The following is a 20,772-nucleotide window of genomic DNA, read 5'->3' on the forward strand; positions in this document are numbered from 1 at the left end:
TTTATACCCCACTCATCACTATACCAAAGCCAAAATCCGAAGCCACGCCATACCCACTGCCATGCCTATCATGCCAACCACAGTAGTAAACGCCAAAATATTCGCCGCCAAGACATCATTACCACCCATTGCTTTTACCATCACATAGCTTGCCGCTGCCGCAGGGCTTGCCACCATGACAAACAGCACACCAAATTGCACAGGAGACAATTTTAATAAAATACCCACCAACACTGCCAACAATGGAGCAATGATAATCCGACCAATACTCGCCTGCATAGATAAGCCAGACAAACCCAACATGGATTTAATCTCTAAAGTCGCCCCTGCACAGATAAGGGCAAGTGGCAGAGCAATGTTTGAAAGCAGCTCACCTGTTTTGGTAATGGGTGTAGGTGGTAAGGGCAGATTGGCTATTTTATAAACAAAAGCGGACACCAACGCAATGATGAGCGGATTGGTAAAGATTTTTTTGATGACATTGATGCTTTGTGATTTAAAGTTGGTATTTTGGCTTGTGCGTGATAGAGTGATGACCGATAATATATTATAAAGAATCGTAAGAATCCCCATATACATCGCCCCCACACTCGTTCCCACCACGCCATAAGCATTGGTCGCCACCGACAGGGCAATAATCGCCATATTAGAGCGAAACACCCCCTGTACAAACACGCCTTTATCACGAACATCGCTGACAAAAAATTTGGCGTAGATTTCCGCCCCAAAAAATAACACAAAGGTTGTGATAAACCCTGCGATAATAAGTGGCAACTGCTCGGCATAGTTCACTTCGCTTTTTATCACGCTAAAAAACAGCAGGCACGGCAAACCAAAATTAAAGACGATTTTGGATGCGGCATCAATAAAATCTCCATCAATCTTGCCCGCCCTTTTCATATAAAAACCTAGCCCCATCAAGACTAGGTTTGGAAAGACAATCATAAAGGCGAAGCTTGCGGCTTGAAGGATTTCTTGGGTATTCATAGTAACTTTCTCAACAAATCCAAACTTAATTCTTGACAAGAATATACCATATCCATTTCTTGCAAGTAAACATTGGCTTGATAAACTTCATCAGCCACAAACAAATAAACATCGTGATTGGTAATGGATTTTGCTTTTTCTTGTGTCAAATCCGTTCCCAAAGTAATCTCAATCATCACATCAATTGGGGTCATTTGAGCAGTTTTAATAAATTGCTTATAGCGTTCTCGCAAAGTGCGTTTTGCACCAATGCCATAACTTTTGCCATTTAATTCAAAAAACAAATCAAATTCTGTGGATTTATCGGCATTATCGTGAACTTTTTTGATTGCATTCTTATCAACTCCCAATCCAATCAAAACCGACAAAATACGATTTTCATAATCCGTGCCACTATGGCTGGTAATGGATTGGTTGATGCTTTCAGTAAAAACAATCATAAAAATTTGATTGGGTTCTAAACCAAACTTTTGCAATTCTTGACTTTGCTTGGATAAGCTTAAAATAAATTCATCGGTTGTTTTTGAAATAAATCCATTGTCCAAACTTTCAAAGAAAGCCAATGACAATAAAGCCCCATTTACCCGAGTGGTATAAGGGTTAAAAACTGTGATTTTATCATATTCCAAAGATAAGGGATTAAGTTCTTTTAATTTATCCAAATCATAAATAGATTTTAGTTTGGCTTCTTGCAATAACAAATCTTTAATCAAATATAATTTTAAAGAAAATACCAATACTTCTACATCAGTAGAAGTATTGGTTTAGGTAAAAATTTCTGATAAATTATTAAATTGATTTTTGGCAGTTTTTGTTGGTTGATTAAAATTATCCAATACGGATTTCTTAAATAACTCCAAATCCTTAGCAGTCAAAAACAATTGGTATTCTTGCAAAATAGCGTTCACTTGCAAATCTCTTAACTTTGCTTTGATGATATATTTAAAAACAGATAAAATTTTAAATTAATGTCTGATTTTTCTTGTTTAATTTCAATTTTAGGCAACTTCATTTAATTTTTCTCCATCAAATAGCACTTTGCGAATATGCTCTGCTAAGGCATAAATTACAGGTACAGCCACACTATTACCAAATTGCTTATAGGCTTGATTATCACTAACAGGTATCACATAATCATCAGGAAATCCTTGCAATCTACCCGCTTCTCTTGGGGTTAATTTGCGTGGATTTTTACCTTGTTGCTCAATCAAAATCTCAGAGCCATCTTTATAATGTCTGGCACTAATGGTGCTGGTATAATCCGAATTTTTATTAAACAGACAATACCCAAAACCATTGCCTTTTTGTTTATGTTCCAATTTTCTGCGTTGATGACCTGCCCATAATTTATCGGAAATGGTATATTTGTCATCAACGCTTTCTTGTAAAATACTACCAACTTTGGACGGCTTAACGATATTTTTTAAATAATTAAAATCAATATTGGCTGTTTGATTAAAATCATTCAAAATAGCAATAATATAAATGCGTTCACGATTTTGGGGAACACCAAAGTTTTTGGCATTTAAAATATCAGCATAAACACGATAGCCCAATTCTTCCAAAGTTTGTTTTACCACCAAAAAAGTATTACCCTTATCGTGATTTTTAAAGCCTTTGACATTTTCTAAAAATAACAGTTTGGGCTTGTGGTATTTAGCAATGCGAGCTACATCAAAAAATAAAGTACCACGAGTATCATCAAAACCTTTTCTTAACCCAGCAATGCTAAATGCCTGACAAGGAAATCCTGCCAAAATAATATCGTGGGGCGGAATGTCTTTGGCTTCAATTTGTGTAATATCGCCATAGGGCATTTCATTAAAATTGGCGTGATAAGTTTGCTTGGCGAACTTATCCAATTCTGATGAAAAAACAAATTCAATGTCATCGCCAAAGGCTTGTTCAAAGCCTAAACGAATACCGCCAATTCCTGCAAATAAATCAATGGCTTTTAATTTGGTTTGGGAATTACATTCTCCAAACTCAAAAGATATTTGTTTCATATCACACTCAATCACTCAATTCTTTTTTAGCTTTTACCATCTTCTTAACCGTCATCGCAAGTAAACTCACCGCTGCAGGCGTAACACCACTGATTCGGCTTGCCTGCCCTAAGGTAGATGGGCGTACATGTGAGAGTTTTTGTACAATTTCGTTGGATAAACCAGAAACTTGGGTATAATCAAAATCAAGAGATAGTGGCGTATTTTCAAGGCGTTTCATCTGCTCAATTTCCTCATTTTGGCGATCAATATAGCCTTGATATTTCACACTAATTTCAATCTGTTCACCAGCTTCGCTACTAACTTGGCTGTCCGCTACTTGGGCGATGTCAGCAAAACTCACATTAGGGCGTTTTAATAAATCAAGCAGATTGTTTTCTTTGGTTAAAATCTCGCCTGTATTATCCATAAACGCTTTGCCAATGGCATTGTTTGGCGTCGCCCAAATGTCTTTTAGGCGTGCGGTTTCGCTTGCTATCATTTCCATTTTTTGATTAAATTTAGCCCAGCGTTCATCATCCACCAAGCCTAATTCTCGCCCAATGGCGGTCAAACGAGCGTCTGCATTATCCTCACGCAAAAGCAATCGGTGTTCGGCACGGCTAGTAAACATACGGTATGGCTCTTTAGTACCGTGCGTAATTAGGTCGTCCACCAATACACCCAAATAAGACTCATGGCGTTGTGGTGTCCAAGCCTTACGCTCTTGTGCCTGCAAAGCAGCATTCAAGCCAGCCAAAAGCCCTTGAGCCGCTGCCTCTTCATAGCCTGTTGTTCCGTTAATTTGTCCTGCAAAATACAGATGCTCAATGGCTTTGGTTTCTAGTGTGGGCTTTAGGGCTTGTGGGTCAAAATAATCATACTCAATGGCATAGCCGGGGCGTGTGATATGAGCATTTTCAAGCCCACGCATTGTATGAATAAATTCAACCTGTACATCAAAAGGTAAACTTGTGGAAATGCCATTGGGGTACAATTCATGCGTGGTCAAGCCCTCAGGCTCAATGAAAATTTGATGACTGTCTTTGTCAGCAAAACGATAAATCTTATCCTCAATACTTGGGCAATATCTAGGACCAACACCTTCAATCTTACCGCTAAACATCGGACTTCTATCAAGATTGTTGCGGATAATATCATGGGTTTTTGCGTTGGTATGCGTGATATAGCAAGGGATTTGGCATGGGTGCATTGACACATCACCCATATAACTCATCACAGGCAAAGGCGTATCCCCCTCCTGTATGGCCATCACAGAAAAATCTACCGTGCGTGCATCAATCCTAGCTGGCGTGCCTGTTTTTAGTCGTCCAACAGGTAATTTTAACTCACGCAAACGGTCCGCCAAACGAACAGATGGCATATCACCTGCCCGACCGCCACTTTGATGATCCAATCCAACATGAATCACACCACCTAAAAAAGTCCCTGATGTCAGTACTACCGAGCGGGTGTTTAGGCGAATGCCTGTGGCTGTAACCACTGCCACGGCACGCCCATTTTCCACAATGATGTCATCAACAGGTTGCTGAAAAATCGTAAGGTTTTGCTGGTTTTCAAGAGTGTGACGGACAAATGCCTTATATAACAAACGGTCTGCTTGAGCTCGTGTGGCTCGAACCGCCGCCCCTTTTCGGCTATTTAGCACTCGAAACTGAATGCCTGAATGGTCGGTTGCCAGTGCCATCACCCCGCCCAATGCGTCCACTTCTCGCACCAAATGTGATTTGCCAATACCGCCGATAGCAGGGTTGCAACTCATCTGCCCAAGCGTCTCAATATTATGCGTAATCAGCAGTGTATCTGCCCCCATACGAGCAGCTGCAAGACTCGCCTCTGTACCTGCATGCCCACCACCAATAACGATGACATCAAATGTTTTGGTTAAAAAGCTCATAATAAATCTTTATTGTTTGTTTAATTTAAAAACTTATTATTCTAGCATATTTTTACTAGACTGTAATATCAAGCCAGTCAATTTTTATCATAAAATGGTTGTAAGCTGTGCAATATTTTACCGCTTTTGTGTTTTTTGGACGATTTTTAAAGCAATAAAAAATCAGAGCCAAATTGACTCTGATTTTTTTATTATTATCAACCCAACAAATCAGGCTTAAATGCGTTGCACCACGCAGGCAGTCTAGCAAAAATGGTAGCTATCTGGCTGGGTACGCCCTGCTGTTCTAGCCTTGCTTGATAGGCGGCATCAATGGCATCACGATTGATACTAATCTTATCAGTCAGCTGTGCCACATCAAGCGACGCATGAGCATTAAGTAGCGTTATCATTGCGTCTTTTAAAGACTTGCGAAGATCAAGCTCCATGTCTAGTTGTAACTGTGCTGATATTTGATTATCTAGCTTTTCAAGCGATTGCCATAGCGACTGTACCTCAAAAACATCACGCACCACGGCATACGCACGGGTAATGTCAGCAATGCTACGCTTGGTCTGACTATAGATGTCATACACCGCTTCAATGCCCAATCGGTTGACCAAACCATTGGTCAAATAAGTACAAATGATTTCACGGTGCAAACGATGTTTTACCATCTCATCAAAGTACGGTTTACTTAGTGCATTCGGGAAGTATTTTTGTAGTTCATTTAGAAAATACACATCATCGGTCAAATCGCTTGATAGCATTTCATCATAAACCCAAATTTTGCCATAAGCAAGTAAAACGGCAAATTCTGGATTGGTAAGACCTTTTGACTGCTGTTTCAGCACAGCAACCGTCTCATCAGTTGGTAGATACTCAATACTACGATCCAAGCGTCCTAAATGCTCCAAAAATTGCATAAAGCTATGGTGTTCAGGTAATCTTTGTGCCGATTCTCGAGCCGATAGCTCAATGGCTTGTGGTTGCAGGTAGTTTTGACGAAGTACCAATTTCGCCACTTCATCGGTCATGCTCTCAAGCAAGACATTACGCTGTGTGATGGTCATGTCGTCTTGTTGCACCACTGAACCTAGTAGAATCTTAATGTTCACTTCATGATCAGAACAGTTCACACCTGCTGAGTTATCAATGGCATCCGTATAGATACGACCACCATTTTGGGCGTATTCAATACGACCTTTTTGGGTACAACCCAAATTGCCACCCTCGCCAACCACTTTGGCACGCACTTCACCACCATTAACACGAATGGCATCATTCGCACGGTCGCCAACATCAGCATTTTCTTCATCTGTCGCTTTAATATAAGTACCAATACCACCATTCCAAATCAAATCCACAGGAGCTTTTAATAGTTTATTAAGTAGCTCATTTGGCGTTAGACTGTCTTCGCTAATATCAAAAGCTTCTTTCATCTGTGGCGTAATGGCAATGGCTTTGTCCGTGCGGTTAAACACACCACCACCCTCACTGATGAGACTGGCATCATAATCCGTCCATGCCGAACGAGACATTTCAAATAAACGCTGGCGTTCAACAAAGGACGCTTTGGCATCTGGATTTGGATCAATAAAGATATGCAGATGGTTAAAGGCAGCCTGCAGACGAATATTATCTGACAATAACATACCATTACCAAACACATCGCCTGACATATCACCAATGCCCACAACGGTCAACTCGTCACGGTTTTGAATGTCTTTATCCATCAATCTAAAATGGCGTTTGACACTCTCCCAAGCACCCCTTGCGGTAATGCCCATGCCTTTATGGTCGTAGCCTGCTGAACCACCAGAAGCGAAAGCATCTTGTAGCCAAAAGCCATATTCTGCCGACAAAGCATTGGCAATGTCTGAAAAAGTTGCCGTACCTTTGTCTGCTGCCACAACCAAGTATGGGTCGTCCTCATCATGACGCACTGTATTGCTTGGCGGCACAACTTGACCATCAACCAAATTATCCGTCAAATCAAGCAAGCCACGAATGAAGGTCTGATAGCACGCCACACCTTCTGCCTGCCACAGTTCACGGTTTGTCGCTTTGGTTCTATCCTTGCAGACAAAACCACCTTTTGAACCCACAGGCACAATCACCGAATTTTTGACCATCTGAGCTTTGACTAGCCCAAGCACTTCGGTGCGATAGTCTTCCATACGATCAGACCATCTTAGACCACCACGAGCAACCTTTCCACCACGCAAGTGCACACCCTCAATGCGTGGCGAATACACATAAATCTCAAACATTGGCTTAGGCTTGGGTAGATGTGGGATTTGGCTAGCAGCAAACTTAAAGGACAATCTATCTTTACGCTTACCCATCTCATCAACTTGATAATAATTCGTGCGAAGCAGTGCATCAATCAAGTCCAAAAACCAATGAATGATGCGATCTTCATCAAGACTACTCACCAAAGCAAGCTGTTCTTTGATACGGGCTTTTACCGCACAAATCACCTTGTCACGCTCTACCACATCAGGCGACATCTTAGCATGAAACAGTTGAACCAACTGCTCACTAATCGCAGCATTATTTACCAAAGCCGTGTGAATGTAGTCATTAGAGAATGGAGCTCTTGCCTGTACCATGTAACGAGATAATGCACGCAAAATAAGTACATCATAAGCATCCAGACCACTTACCAAAATCAGCTCATTTAATCTGTCCGACTCAATATTACCTAACCAGATTTCACGCAAGCTATCTTCAAACTGCGTACGCACCACATCAAGATCAATACTCATGCCATCACGCAGTTTTAATTCATATTCTTGTAGCCAAGCACCCACATCATTAACGAACTTAAAGGTTTGAGCATTTAGTACAAGCACCCCAAAATTCTCAAGAATTGGCAAAATGTGCGACAAAATGGTCGGCTCGCCTTGTCCGTATAGCTTCAAGGTTAATCTATCAAGACCTTTTCCGACAGGCTGATATAGTCGCCATGACATTGGATTGTCTGTATTGATTGCCAAAAGACGCTTGGTATCTGCCACTGCTGTGCTAGCATCATAGCGTTCTTTGTAGGCGGCAGGCATTGCCTCACCATATAGATGGGCCAGCTGATTTGCCTTGCTTTCGCCCATCTCATCACTCAAGATGCGTGCATATTCATCAGACCAATCTTGCATGAGTGCAGTCAACTGACTTTCCAGTGCCTTGGTGTCCACCGTTTTAACTTGACCAGGAATGGTTCTAACATGAATGTGTACACGAGCATGGTGCAGTTCATTAAACTCTGTTGTAAAATTCGATGATTCGCCACCATACGCTTGGGTTAGCACTTCTTGAATTTTCATTCTAAGTTTGGTGTCAAATTTATAGCGTGGTATATACACCAAACATGACACAAACCGTTGATAATGGTCAATACGAGTAAACAGACGCAGGCGATTTTTGTCTTGTAGCTGACTGATGGAAAGCACCATCGGATACAACTCATCAATGTTGGCCTGAAACAAGTCATCACGAGGGAGCGTATTAATAATATGCACCAGTTTTAGATAACTGTGGCTATTTTTTGGCAAGCCTGACATTTTAAGGATTTGATCCGCCTTTTCACGCAACAGCGGAATATTGTTGACACGGGTTTGATAAGCAAGTGAGGTAAGTAAACCCACAAAGCGATATTCGCCAACCAACCTGCCGTTTTCGTCATATTTATGAATGCCTAAAAAATCCATATACACAGGGCGATGTACAGGCGACTCATGGCGAGATTTGGACAATAAAAGCACACGAGGTAGGCTTAATAGGTGCTTTAGCTCATTGGGTAAACGATGAAAACTTTGTGATAAAGCATCTTCAGATGAACCTCTTAGCACACCCAAGCCACTACCACCTACTGAGTGTAACTCTGCGTTATCACCAAGCTCATCAAAGCGATATTCACGAAAACCCATGAAAATAAAGTTATTATCCGCCACCCAGTCCAGAAAACTTAGCACCTCATCTTTGGAGTGATGTACGGTTGGAATTGGTGCATTTTGCATCTCTTGACGAATGCTTTTTAACTTATCACGCATCTGCGACCAGTCTGAGACGATGACATCAAGCGTGTTAATCTTGCCAAGTAGTGCCTCATAAATCTCACCCAAAACCGCCTCATCTTGACGAGCAATCTCAGCATGGAACAAAGAATACTGCTGAGCGATGCCAGCATCACTTTCATCCGTCTCCACCACATCAATGATGTGTCCTAGCTCATCACGCACTACTTTTACCAAACTGTTATGAATGCGTTTGACCGAAACGCCTTTTTTCTCAAGCATCATTAGCATGGTATCTGTCAAAAATGGGCGATCAAATACCGCCATTTGAATGACGCTACTTTTGCTGGTGAAATAATGTTCATCACTAACAGGATTGATGACTGCCAGTCTTGGACTGGTACCATTGTGGTGTTTTAATTGGCTAAAATGGTGCAATGCCATGCCTGCAAGGTCATTATCGTTAAAATCAGCCGCCACATCATGATGCAACTTTTTATAATAAATATCAATAAATTTAGTCAAAAGTGCAGCATTTTCGCTACTTTTGTCAATGGCGATGCGAGTAATGTTGGCGATACGGTCTGCATCGATCATCAGTTCTTTCATTGTTGATTCCATTTTTGTTGGTTGGATAAAAATCATCAGTGTAAGTATACAGCAGTACACACATACACTTAGCGTGAATACCTTAACCGAACACAAGTACAAAATCAAATGGGTTTTTTTTAATTAGTTATTAAAAAAACCTATAAATAATGATTTTTATAAAAATTTTTCTGATAAATATTCATCAGTCATCAATCAAACTCATCATCAATTGGACAATCGGTTTTATTCATGCGTTAGGTGTGTTATAGTGTTGGTGTTATTTACCAAAATTTTAACAAAACCAATCTAAACACCAATCAGTAAAAAATGAATAAAAACACCAACCATATCGTTCGTCTTGCCCAAAATCTATCAACACCCAACAAAGACATCGATGAGCTACACGCCAAAATTGCCGCCGAATTAGATGAACTAAATGAAATCCAAGACACACACAGCCAACTTGATGGCACACAGCTGTCTTTAAGCGACTATTTAACAGCGGTCAAGATGGTCATCAGCGACACCTTTGATCATGAAGTATGGGTGCGTGCTGAAGTGCGTGCCTTGTCATCTAAAGGCGGGCATTATTATTTTGAATTGGCAGAAAAAGATGACAACGACCAAATTGTTGCTAGTTGTCGTGGGACGCTATGGCGTTATCGTGCACAGCCTGTTCTGGCGAAGTTTCATGCCGCTACAGGCAGAGCATTGGAGGCAGGTACAAGCATTCTAATTAAGGCATCAGCAACCTTTCATGCCCAGTATGGCTTTAGCATCAACATCAGCGACATCGACCCAACCTACACCATCGGTGAGCTTGCTGCCGCTTATCATGCCATGAAAAAACGCCTTCACGATGAAGGATTGACTCGGTTGAATAAATCCCTAGTCGCTCCATTTGACATTCGTCATGTCATCGTCATCTCCCCACAAAATGCCGCAGGCTTGGGTGATTTTCGCCGTGAAGCCGATAGGTTGCAGCATTTTAATGCGTGCCAGTTTCATTATCATCATGCTACTTTTCAGGGAAATCATGCTCCAGATGAGATCAGAGTTGCTATCACACAGGGTATAGAGCAGTTTCGCCAAACTTATGGCACTTTGCCCGATCTGCTTGTCATCATTCGTGGTGGTGGTGCGGTGGGGGATTTGGCGTATCTCAACGACTTTGAGCTTGCTGCACTCATCGCTGAACAGCCTGTGCCTGTATGGGTGGGGATTGGACATGAACGAGATAGAGTACTAATAGATGAAGTGGCACACACTCGCTTTGACACACCATCAAAGGTGATTGGAGCGATTGAGAGACATCTTATTACCATCACTCAAGATGCCAAACTTGCCATACAAGATATCAAAAATACTAGCCAAGCACTGTTGTCAAATGCCAAAAATAAAAGCGAGACACTCATGGCACACAGCCAAAATCTCGCCCTAAAATTAGTACAGCTCACCAAAAAAGATGCAACACATAGCCTACAAAGAACCAAGTTACTCACCATGCATCAGCTTGGCAACCAAAAGGCATCTGTAGAGCATTTGCTTTACCAAAGCAGGGTTCAGTCTTATGCTCATTTAAATACCACCAAAAGACAACTGACCCATTTTGTTGGTCAACATCAAAACATCTTGCCCAAATTGGCATTGTTGCGTGAGCATTGCCGTCATCTACAAAGTTTGATTTTGATTCAACACCCTGCCAAGACGCTGACCAAGGGTTATGCCCTCATTCATCAAAACGGCAAAATTCTCTCATCTGTCGCACAGCTCAATCAAGAACAAGCACTCACCATTGAGCTACATGATGGCAAAATACAAGCCTACCCCAACAAAAAAGTCTGATGATACGCTAACAAAGCCTATACATCAGATGGTTTTTAATGGCTTTTATAATCACTCAACCCCACCCAAACCAAATACAGTTTTTTTGGGGGGTAACGCTTTGTTTTATGATTTAGGGGCTTAGAACCCACCTACAGGGGAAAATTCCACTCCGCTATCAAGTTTACCCTCTTGCATGAGAGATAACGCCCTGTCCATCCACTCATCAGTTGATGAATGTACATTTTGGCTTTGACTGGTATTGACATCAAAGCCAACATCAGCTTTTACACCCACTTTGTCAATCTTCTCACCATTTGCAGTCAGGTAATGAGCGGTGGTAATTTTTACCGCTTGGTTATCGCCAATAGGCACGACCGACTGAACCGAACCTTTACCATAACTTGTCTCACCAACAATCAATGCTCGCTTTTGGGTTTTTAGGCTACTGGCAAGCACTTCAGCAGCCGAAGCCGAATAGCGATTTTGCAGAATGATAAGCGGTATTTCATCAAGCAGTGGAGCACCTGTGGTGTGCATGACTCGCTCAATACCTTCTCTACCTTCAACTTGAGTAACGATTTGATTACGCATGAATAAGGATGCCACATCAACTGCTGATTCAAGTACACCACCTGGATTGTTTCGCACATCAATAATCATGCCTTGAACAGGCACATTGACCGCTGCTACACCATTTAAAATCTGTTCACGAGTGTTGCTCTGAAAAACAGGCAGTTTAACAATCACCACACCATCTTTTACTAGCGTTTCAATATTCGACTCAGTACTGTGCGTCCGCTCTATGGTTTTGGTCAGTTTAGAACGACCTGACTTAGAGAAAGTAACATCTACTTTCGTTCCTTGAATGCCATTTAATAGTTGTGCAACATCGTTTTGGCTTTGACTACCAGACAGACGCACCTCGCCAATTTTGTGCAGATAATCGCCTACCGCCATATTAGCTTGGTCAGCACTTGACCCTGATGCAACTTGCGTAATCACCCAATGCCCTACTGACTCCTGCCAAGATACTTCAATGCCAATATCCGCTACCTTACCTGTTGTGAATGATTGCAAACTACCAAACGCTTTGGCATCCAAAAACTCAGCATGGCTATCAATTTTCGTTAGCATGCCATTGATGGCGTGATAAAATAGCTCGTCATCTGTCGTTGCCTCAGGATATTCACGGCGAATTAAATCCACCACTGACACAAAAGTCTTTAAGGTCTTAGGTAAAATCGCATTCAGTGGCACTCTCCCTTGATGCAGACCATCAATACCATGCAGTACATTGGGCTTACTGTCTAATGCGTCAAGCTCAACTGCGTCTTGCACACCATCAAGATTATCTTGGACTGGTGTGTTTGGCAAAGAGTTAGGGTCGGTCGGTATGCTGTCCGATGGCTTATTAATGCCCAATAGACTTGCCATCTTAGCGATAGGCTTATTCCACTGCACTTCTGCTGATGCTGGCGACGCTACCATTAGAAAAAGTGCCATCGCAGCCACAAGTTTATTCATAGCGAAATCTTGCATATTCACCATCTTTTTTTCTTTAAACTGCAATCAAAAGACTCTCGCCTGTCATCTCAACAGGCTTTGGCAATCCCATCAAATGCAAAATGGTTGGCGACACATCGCACAGTCTACCACCCTCACGCACACGCATGGATTGATTGCCCACATAAATGAACGGCACAAGCTCTGTGGTATGCTGAGTATGCACTTGACCACTTTCATAGTCTTGCATCTGCTCACAGTTACCATGATCAGCGGTAATCAGCATCTCACCGCCAACATCACGAACGCTTTGGGTAATGATACCAATACACTCATCAACCGCCTCAACTGCCTTAACTGCCGCCTCAAAAACACCTGTATGCCCAACCATATCGCCATTGGCATAGTTGATAACAATCACATCAAAATCGCCAGATTCTATGGCGGCTTTTAGCTTGTCAGTGATTTCATACGCACTCATTTCTGGCTTTAAATCATAAGTCTTGACATTTGGGCTATTGACCAAAATACGCTGTTCGCCCTTGTACAGCTCTTCACGACCACCGCTAAAAAAGAAGCTAACATGGGGATATTTTTCTGTTTCAGCGATACGCAACTGAGTTTTGCCTTGATTTTGTAGATATTCGCCCATGGTGTTTGCAAGACTGGTTGGATAATAGGCGATGGTGGTTTTTTGATTATTTTCCAATTCATCAGAATATTTGGTCAGCATGACATAGGCAGATAATTCTGGAGCAACTTTACGAGCAAAACCATCAAAATCTGCATTCAAAAACGCTTGAGAAATCTCTCTGGCACGGTCAGCACGAAAATTCATAAAGATAATAGCATCATTATCACAAATCACGCCATTGTCATTAATCATGGTCGCTTGGATAAATTCATCTGTCTCATCAGCAGCATAGGCAAGCTCAATCGCTTGAGATGCTGACTGAGCTTCACGAACTGCCGCTGCTTGGGTCAATAGCTCATATGCTGCTTGCACTCTATCCCAACGCTTATCTCTATCCATAGAGTAGAAACGACCAATCAAGCTGGCGATTTTTGCCTCACCCTCAAACTCATCATTAACTTTGCTCAAAAACTGCTCAAAACTTGCTACATATGTATCAGCAGACTTTGGCGGTGTATCCCTGCCATCAGTAAAGCCATGTACGAAAACCTGCAACGCCCCTTGCTCCAATGCCATACGCACCGCTGCTTGCATATGCTCAATGTGTGCGTGCACACCACCATCAGACAGCAGACCCAAGATATGCACCGCACCTTCAGCATCATTGGCTGCCTTGACAGCATTCACCAGCACTTCGTTCTTAAAAAAATCACCTGTATTGATGTCATTCATGATACGAGTTGAGTCTTGAAATAAGATGCGACCTGCACCCAAATTCATATGCCCCACTTCTGAATTGCCAAACTGACCATCAGGCAACCCCACATCAAGACCTGAACCTGAGATAAAACCTGTCGGACAAGTTGCCATCAGCTCATCAAGATTTGGCGTATTTGCAGCAGCTACAGCGTTATCTCGTGGGTCAGTGCGGTGTCCAACACCATCTAAAATCATCAATACATGCGGTTTTTTTGCACTTGCTTGGGTCATGACTTACTCCAAATAATTGTAAAATATTGATAGCCACAAATTTGGCAAACATATGCTATCTTTTATCTTATCTATTGTAGCATATTCTCACTGGCATTGATGACAAAACACAAGAAAAATTCAAACCAAGCCACCCTCGCTTGATGTCGCACTCATGACCGCCGCCAACCCCCTTTAAATCAATAGCTACGCCAATTCATATTCATCATAAAAGATACCAGCAAAGACCGCTTGATAATAAGCTGCTTTTTTGGTGAGTGCCAACGGATAGGCTCGTGATGATGATGGTAAGCGATGTAAATACACCGTTCTTTTTGCGATGGTTAATTGTACCGATTGTCCGATTTTAGGTGGCTTGATACCAAAATCGGACAATAAAACTTCACTTGACCTCTCACCTGTAGTAATGATGTGCGTACAAGCTGGCATTTGCTTAAGTAGCTCTGCCACATCAACTTTTTCCACCACTTTTAAGAACGCATCGGACGCATTATCCTTTAATCGCACTATCGTCCTTGCCACATCAAAAATAGCAATCCCTTTATCCATCAAAAACCGCTCAATCACCTCCTGATGAAATGATTTATTGACCACATCAATAAAAAAATCCTTATCATTAAAAAATACAAGCCCCATAATTCGCCACATATCATTATTAAAATTCGGATAATAAAAATCCATCTTCCAGCGGATGCGTGGTGGTGGAAAACTACCCAACATCAATACTTTGGCATTAGGCGGTAAAAATGGCGATAAGGGATGAGTTTCAAGGTTCATGATTATATCTAAGGGCTACTATTGGTGTATATTGACAATAAGTCATGTAGTGATGTCATCACTAAGATGTTAGTGATTGCGTGAGCTAATGTAGCATATTATGCCCAATCTGCCAAATTACAACACAAGCTCGGTGAGCATTATCTGATATTTAGCCAAAAAAAGCTGATAATTTACATTATCAGCTTTTTTGTTTTTTATTAGCTTTTAATTCTAAAGCATTAGAATGTTTTGACAAATGAAACGCCATACACCCATGGGCTTAGGTTAAGCTCACCAACGCTATTGCCATTAACCTTAACATTGGTTTTTAGGTCGATATAGCGAGCATCTAGACGCACAGCATCACGGTCGGTAAATTTAAAATCAACACCTACATGACCTGCCGCACCCCAACTATCGCCAATTTTCAAATCAGCTTGTGGATTGTGTAGACGCTCTTTAAAGAAAGTAGTGTAGTTCACGCCTGCACCGATAAATGGCACAACCTTACCTCCATTATCAAAGTGGTATTGCAATGACAATGTTGGAGGTAGTTGCTGAGTTTTGCCTGCATATTGGTTGTTGATATTGATGTCATGATGAAACGGTGCAGCAGCCAATAACTCAACACCTACATTTTTTACAGGAAAGTATTCAAAAGTAACGCTTGGGCGAATGTCTTTATCAACCGTCAAGCCCCTGATATCAAATTTATCATCAGGATTGCTTTTAGGATCAACATGGGCAACACCTGCACCGATAGTCCAAGTACCAGCAGGGGCAGCGACAGCGACAGTTGTCATGGCAGATAACAAAGCAAGTGCGATGTGTTGTAATTTCATGGCTCATCTCCAACTAGAATGTGGTAAAAATATAAAAAGGCTCGCAAATGTTGCAAGCCCTTTTGCCAAGTTTCTCATTACGCATCTTTCGTAACGGTTCTAAACTTTTCACTTTTATTGTATCTTAATTGGTAGAAACAATCAATAAATTTTTGATGGATTTATCACACTTTTGATGCATTTTATGGGTGTTACAGCTCTATTTTTAAAGCTTTTTTATACAAAAGCATTGCTTAATCAATGCAAACGAACATACAACCTGTTTTTTAGTATTGATTGATTTGTTGAGCTTTATAAAATGGCGTAAGTTACTGGCTTTACACCCATTAAAGTTCTTGTATTTTTTTATGAACCAAACTTTTATTCAAATAAGCAGTCATTATCCTTATTTGACCAAAAAATCCTTTAATGCCAACACTTGATCACGCACTCGTGCCGCCTCTTCAAATTTTAACTCACCAGATAATGCCCTCATCTGTTTTTCAAGGCGGGATATTTCTTTAGCAATCAGCTCTGGTCGCCTTAAAATCTCTTCATCCACACCTGCAATCACTGCTTTATTGATGATGACACTACCTGCTATCTCTTCTTCACCTGTATCAATTTTATCGGTGATGGCACGATGGGCAGATTTTGGTATGATGCCATGTGCTTCGTTAAAGGCGATTTGCTTGGCTCTACGGCGTTCGGTTTCCTCAATGGCCTTTTGCATACTTGGCGTAATGCTGTCTGCATATAAAATCGCCTTGCCGTTAATGTGGCGTGCTGCACGACCAATGGTCTGAATTAAAGAACGCTCCGAACGCAAAAAACCCTCTTTGTCTGCATCAAATATCGCCACCAAACTCACCTCAGGCATATCCAAACCTTCACGAAGCAGGTTAATCCCAACCAGCACATCATGCACACCAGTACGCAATTCATGGATAATCTTCATGCGTTCAACGGTGTCTATATCCGAATGCAAATAAGCAACTTTAATGCCATACTCTTTTAGGTAACTGGTCAAGTCCTCTGCCATGCGTTTGGTTAAGGTTGTAATAAGCACCCTTTCATTAAGCGGTTTACGCAGATTAATCTCACCAAGCACATCATCCACTTGAGTCAGCACAGGACGAATCTCAAGCACAGGGTCAATCAGTCCTGTTGGACGCACCACTTGCTCAACCACCTGCTCGCTTCGCTCCAATTCATAGGCGGCAGGCGTGGCAGACACATAGATGGTATAGGGCTTTAATCGCTCCCATTCTTCAAATTTCATCGGGCGATTATCCATCGCTGATGGCAGACGAAAACCGTAATTCACCAGTGTCTCTTTGCGACTGCGATCACCTTTGTACATTGCCCCAATCTGCGGTACAGTAACATGGCTTTCATCAATGAAAAGCAGTGCATCATCAGGCACATAATCAAATAAGGTTGGCGGTGCCAGTCCTGCTGGTCGTCCTGATAAGTGGCGTGAATAGTTTTCAATGCCATTACAGTAGCCTAACTGTTGAATCATCTCTAGGTCGTACTGTGTGCGTTCTTTGATGCGTTGTGCTTCAATCAGCTTATCATTAGCTCGAAAATATTCCAACCGATCAGCAAGTTCAGCCTTGATGGTCTCACTAGCCGCTTCTAGCTTTTCTCGTGGCGTAACATAGTGCGACTTTGGATAAATGGTGATGCGTGGTGCGGTGCGGACATTTTTACCTGTCAAAGGGTCAAACCAAACGATTTTTTCCACCTCATCATCAAACATCTCAATGCGTACCGCCAAACTTTCACTCTCGGCAGGATAAATATCAAGCGTCTCACCACGAATGCGATAAGTGCCTCGCCCAAAATCAAGTTCGTTGCGTTCATATTGTAGCTCAACCAATCGTTTAATGAGTGCGGTGCGATCAACCATGTCTCCTACCACAATGTGCAGTAGCATTTTTAAATAGCTTTCTGGATCGCCCAATCCATAGATGGCAGACACAGATGCTACAATAATGGCATCACGGCGTTCAAGTAACGCACGAGTGGCAGACAACCGCATCTGGTCAATATGGTCATTGATTGCTGAATCTTTCTCAATAAAAGTATTGGACGCAGGCACATAAGCTTCAGGCTGATAATAGTCATAATAACTCACAAAATATTCCACCGCATTATGCGGAAAAAATGCCTTAAACTCACCGTACAGCTGAGCTGCCAGCGTCTTATTGTGTGCCATGATGATGGCAGGTCGCCCAAGCTCGGCAATGACTTTTGCCATCGTATAGGTTTTGCCCGAACCTGTTACGCCCAACAAAAGCTGTTCTTTTTTATTCTCTCGTACACCATCAACCAAACTTTTAATGGCATTTGGTTGGTCGCCTGCCGGCTCATACTCACTCACCAAGTCAAACGCTTGGCTACTAATCTGTGTGCCAGAGACATTCACACCTGTCAATTCAGCGTTCTCTTGTAGTTGTTTGGCAAGTTGATTTAAGTGGCGTTCTTGTCTGTTGGTATTTTTGATGTCTGGAATTCGCATAATGTATGATTGTCAGTTGGCTTATTGTGATGGTTAAGATGAGATATTATAGTATAGTAAGGCTGTTTTGGGAAAATTAAAGCCCTATTATTAACAGTTCATCACAACTTTTTACAAATTTAACTTGCAAAAAATAGATACATATGTAAACTAAGCACAGTTTTTTAAACTAATTTTCGCCCACATTGATGACCAATCGGTAAAATCTGATGGGTAAACATGATTGAAGGTAATTTATGAAAAAATATCAATGTATAGTCTGTGGCTGGATTTATGATGAAGAGCTTGGTTGCCCCGAAGAAGGTCTTGCACCTGGTACTCGCTGGGAAGACATTCCAGATGACTGGACTTGCCCAGAGTGTGGCGTTACTAAAGCCGACTTTGAGATGGTAGAGATCTAATGAATCTCTCACCTTGCACACAGTCCATGCCAGTGCCAGAATCGTGGCAGAAGTTTGGGGCGATAGACTGGCAACCGTCTGATTTATCGCCTTATTTATATCAAGGCATCGTTGATATTGGTGAGGGCATGAAACTGTGTGTAGAAGCTGGGGGCAACCCTAAGCACCCTGCAATGATTTTTATTGCAGGGCTTGGCTCGCAGATGATGTTTTGGTCAGATAAGCTATTAAAACAGTTCATTGATGCAGGTTTTTTTGTCATTCGCTTTGACAATCGTGATACAGGCCTGTCTAGCAAAATTCGCATTGACGGACTACCTAAGGTAAATCCCTTAAAAATGATGCTAAAAGTCCAAGTAGGATTATCAAACCGTCAAGAGCCTGTTGCCTATACTTTAACCGACATGGCAGAAGATGTCGCCAGACTCATCAAGACCTTAAAATTTGATAAAGTCAATTTGGTAGGTGCGTCAATGGGTGGCATGATTGCCCAAATTGTCGCCGCACGCTACCCAAAATATATCAACAATCTTATCTTGATGTTTAGCACCAGCAACAAAGCTTTTTTTAGACCGCCCAATCCCAAGCAATTCATGACTTTTGTGCGTCGCCCTGAGAGTCATTCTGAGCGTGATATGGTGCGTCATAGCGTCTGGTTCATGACTGCTGTCGGCAGCCCTGGTCATCTTGACATTAAAGGCACTAGAGCCATTGCCGAAAAACGCTATCAAAGAAATTTTCATCCATTGGGTGTCGCCCAACAACTCAACGCCATCTTGGCATCAGGCTCAATACTGCGTTTTAGTAAGCAAATCCGTGCCAAAACGCTCATTCTCCACGGTAGTAAGGACGGACTGCTCACTCCAAGTCATGGTAGATTTTTGGCAAAGGTTATTCCAAACGCCACCTTCAAGCTCATTGATGGCATGGGGCATGATATCCCACCTTATTACCACCCTTATTTGGTCAGTGTTATTAGCCATCATTGTCAAGATGATGAATAAATAAGACAAGTAGGATTGATATTTTTAATAACGAACTTTATAATGCCGATATCCCAATCATGCAGGTAAACGCACCAGCTGAACAAACCACCATCAACACACAAAAGACCAAGACCAAACCCATGCCCACCATCACTTTAAATAACCAAACCCACACCATCAACAATATCTACTGCATCGGTCGTAGCTATGTCGAACACATTCACGAGCTTGGCAATGCCATGCCTGATGAACCCGTTGTCTTTTTAAAGCCGACCAGTAGCATCGTGGCGGGTAACACCCTAAGCTTGCCTGATTTTTCTAATAGCATTCATCATGAAGTTGAGTTAGTACTCCTAATCGGCGATGATAAACAAATTATCGGCGTGGCGGTCGGTCTTGATTTGACCGCACGAGATGTGCAGGCAATCTGCAAAGAAAAGGGGCTACCTTGGACCAAAGCCAAAGGCTTTAAAAATGCCTGTTGGCTCAGCGATTTTCAGCCATTCATCAACAAAACCTACCACCTATCACTGACCGTCAATGATGAGATTCGCCAAGATGATGACACCAACAAAATGATGTATTCTTTTGAGTATCTGGTGGATTATCTTGATACACTGTATGGCTTGAACGCAGGCGATATAATCATGACAGGTACACCAAAGGGCGTAAGTCAGCTTAAAACAGGCGATAAAGTTATCGCCAGTCTTGATGGTTTGGCATTTGAAATATTAGTCAAATAACAGTTTGTAAAAGTGTTTGGTTTGGGTAATTAGAGCATTCATTAGCAATACCAAAAAACAGTCCTAATCCACCTTTATTTTTATTCACGCCATCTAAATCATTAC

At 41.8% G+C, this 20,772-nt stretch carries 14 protein-coding genes; 4 read left to right on the forward strand and 10 right to left on the reverse strand.

All coding sequences use genetic code 11. The annotated features are described in order from the left end of the window. Positions 1-18: 18 nt before the first annotated feature. The 5 genes from LU276_RS05305 to LU276_RS05325 form a co-directional block, all read right to left on the reverse strand. Positions 19-972 carry an AEC family transporter gene (locus LU276_RS05305; protein WP_284674590.1) on the reverse strand — a complete coding sequence of 318 codons (954 nt, stop codon included), beginning with the start codon at positions 970-972 and terminating at the stop codon, positions 19-21. Between the two features lie 11 nt (positions 973-983). Continuing rightward, positions 984-1,682, reverse strand: a complete 699-nt coding sequence (locus LU276_RS05310; RefSeq protein ID WP_284672844.1) for a hypothetical protein — start codon at positions 1,680-1,682, stop codon at positions 984-986. Between the two features lie 303 nt (positions 1,683-1,985). Next, a complete protein-coding gene (locus LU276_RS05315; RefSeq protein ID WP_284672845.1) occupies positions 1,986-2,993 on the reverse strand; it encodes a DNA cytosine methyltransferase in 1,008 nt (335 codons plus the stop codon). Positions 2,994-3,000: 7 nt separating this feature from the next. Next, positions 3,001-4,890 carry a tRNA uridine-5-carboxymethylaminomethyl(34) synthesis enzyme MnmG gene (mnmG, locus tag LU276_RS05320; RefSeq protein ID WP_284672846.1) on the reverse strand — a complete coding sequence of 630 codons (1,890 nt, stop codon included), beginning with the start codon at positions 4,888-4,890 and terminating at the stop codon, positions 3,001-3,003. Positions 4,891-5,087: 197 nt separating this feature from the next. Beyond that, positions 5,088-9,494 carry an NAD-glutamate dehydrogenase gene (locus LU276_RS05325; RefSeq protein ID WP_284672847.1) on the reverse strand — a complete coding sequence of 1,469 codons (4,407 nt, stop codon included), beginning with the start codon at positions 9,492-9,494 and terminating at the stop codon, positions 5,088-5,090. Positions 9,495-9,803: 309 nt separating this feature from the next. On the opposite strand from LU276_RS05325, the gene xseA reads away from it, so the two are divergent. Then, a complete protein-coding gene (gene xseA, locus LU276_RS05330) occupies positions 9,804-11,321 on the forward strand; it encodes an exodeoxyribonuclease VII large subunit (protein WP_284672848.1) in 1,518 nt (505 codons plus the stop codon). 120 nt (positions 11,322-11,441) lie between these two features. Here xseA and LU276_RS05335 read toward each other — a convergent pair whose 3' ends face one another. The 5 genes from LU276_RS05335 to uvrB form a co-directional block, all read right to left on the reverse strand. Further along, on the reverse strand, positions 11,442-12,842 hold the full coding sequence (locus tag LU276_RS05335; RefSeq protein WP_284672849.1) for a S41 family peptidase: 1,401 nt from the start codon (positions 12,840-12,842) through the stop codon (positions 11,442-11,444). A gap of 19 nt (positions 12,843-12,861) precedes the next feature. Then, a complete protein-coding gene (gene gpmI, locus LU276_RS05340; RefSeq protein ID WP_284672850.1) occupies positions 12,862-14,430 on the reverse strand; it encodes a 2,3-bisphosphoglycerate-independent phosphoglycerate mutase in 1,569 nt (522 codons plus the stop codon). 186 nt (positions 14,431-14,616) lie between these two features. Next, complete coding sequence (locus LU276_RS05345; protein WP_284672851.1) at positions 14,617-15,207, reverse strand: uracil-DNA glycosylase family protein; 591 nt, start codon at positions 15,205-15,207, stop codon at positions 14,617-14,619. 221 nt (positions 15,208-15,428) lie between these two features. Continuing rightward, a complete protein-coding gene (locus LU276_RS05350; protein ID WP_284672852.1) occupies positions 15,429-16,031 on the reverse strand; it encodes an OmpW/AlkL family protein in 603 nt (200 codons plus the stop codon). Positions 16,032-16,416: 385 nt separating this feature from the next. Continuing rightward, the gene (uvrB, locus tag LU276_RS05355; RefSeq protein ID WP_284672853.1) at positions 16,417-18,537 is read right to left on the reverse strand and encodes an excinuclease ABC subunit UvrB; all 2,121 of its coding nucleotides are present in this window, start codon (positions 18,535-18,537) and stop codon (positions 16,417-16,419) included. A gap of 236 nt (positions 18,538-18,773) precedes the next feature. Here uvrB and LU276_RS05360 point away from each other — a divergent pair, with 236 nt between their 5' ends. From LU276_RS05360 to LU276_RS05370, 3 genes are read left to right on the forward strand one after another with little or no spacing between them, the layout of a single operon-like run. Next, positions 18,774-18,938 (forward strand): rubredoxin, encoded by a 165-nt coding sequence (locus LU276_RS05360; RefSeq protein WP_284672854.1) that lies wholly within the window; start codon positions 18,774-18,776, stop codon positions 18,936-18,938. Next, positions 18,938-19,942 carry an alpha/beta fold hydrolase gene (locus tag LU276_RS05365; RefSeq protein WP_284672855.1) on the forward strand — a complete coding sequence of 335 codons (1,005 nt, stop codon included), beginning with the start codon at positions 18,938-18,940 and terminating at the stop codon, positions 19,940-19,942. Before LU276_RS05360 ends, LU276_RS05365 begins: the two co-directional genes overlap by 1 nt. A 59-nt stretch (positions 19,943-20,001) precedes the next feature. Further along, on the forward strand, positions 20,002-20,667 hold the full coding sequence (locus LU276_RS05370) for a fumarylacetoacetate hydrolase family protein (RefSeq protein WP_284672856.1): 666 nt from the start codon (positions 20,002-20,004) through the stop codon (positions 20,665-20,667). Positions 20,668-20,772 lie beyond the last annotated feature (105 nt).

This window comes from Moraxella haemolytica, assembly GCF_030177935.1.
GTDB lineage: Bacteria > Pseudomonadota > Gammaproteobacteria > Pseudomonadales > Moraxellaceae > Moraxella > Moraxella haemolytica.

Coding starts and splice junctions, on each gene's coding strand:
- xseA (WP_284672848.1), top strand. CDS start 9,804: ATGAATAAAAACACCAACCATATCGTTCGTCTTGCCCAAAATCTATCA.
- LU276_RS05325 (WP_284672847.1), bottom strand. CDS start 9,494: ATGAAAGAACTGATGATCGATGCAGACCGTATCGCCAACATTACTCGC.
- LU276_RS05370 (WP_284672856.1), top strand. CDS start 20,002: ATGCAGGTAAACGCACCAGCTGAACAAACCACCATCAACACACAAAAG.
- mnmG (WP_284672846.1), bottom strand. CDS start 4,890: ATGAGCTTTTTAACCAAAACATTTGATGTCATCGTTATTGGTGGTGGG.
- LU276_RS05345 (WP_284672851.1), bottom strand. CDS start 15,207: ATGAACCTTGAAACTCATCCCTTATCGCCATTTTTACCGCCTAATGCC.
- LU276_RS05315 (WP_284672845.1), bottom strand. CDS start 2,993: ATGAAACAAATATCTTTTGAGTTTGGAGAATGTAATTCCCAAACCAAA.
- LU276_RS05360 (WP_284672854.1), top strand. CDS start 18,774: ATGAAAAAATATCAATGTATAGTCTGTGGCTGGATTTATGATGAAGAG.
- uvrB (WP_284672853.1), bottom strand. CDS start 18,537: ATGCGAATTCCAGACATCAAAAATACCAACAGACAAGAACGCCACTTA.
- LU276_RS05350 (WP_284672852.1), bottom strand. CDS start 16,031: ATGAAATTACAACACATCGCACTTGCTTTGTTATCTGCCATGACAACT.
- LU276_RS05365 (WP_284672855.1), top strand. CDS start 18,938: ATGAATCTCTCACCTTGCACACAGTCCATGCCAGTGCCAGAATCGTGG.
- gpmI (WP_284672850.1), bottom strand. CDS start 14,430: ATGACCCAAGCAAGTGCAAAAAAACCGCATGTATTGATGATTTTAGAT.
- LU276_RS05335 (WP_284672849.1), bottom strand. CDS start 12,842: ATGCAAGATTTCGCTATGAATAAACTTGTGGCTGCGATGGCACTTTTT.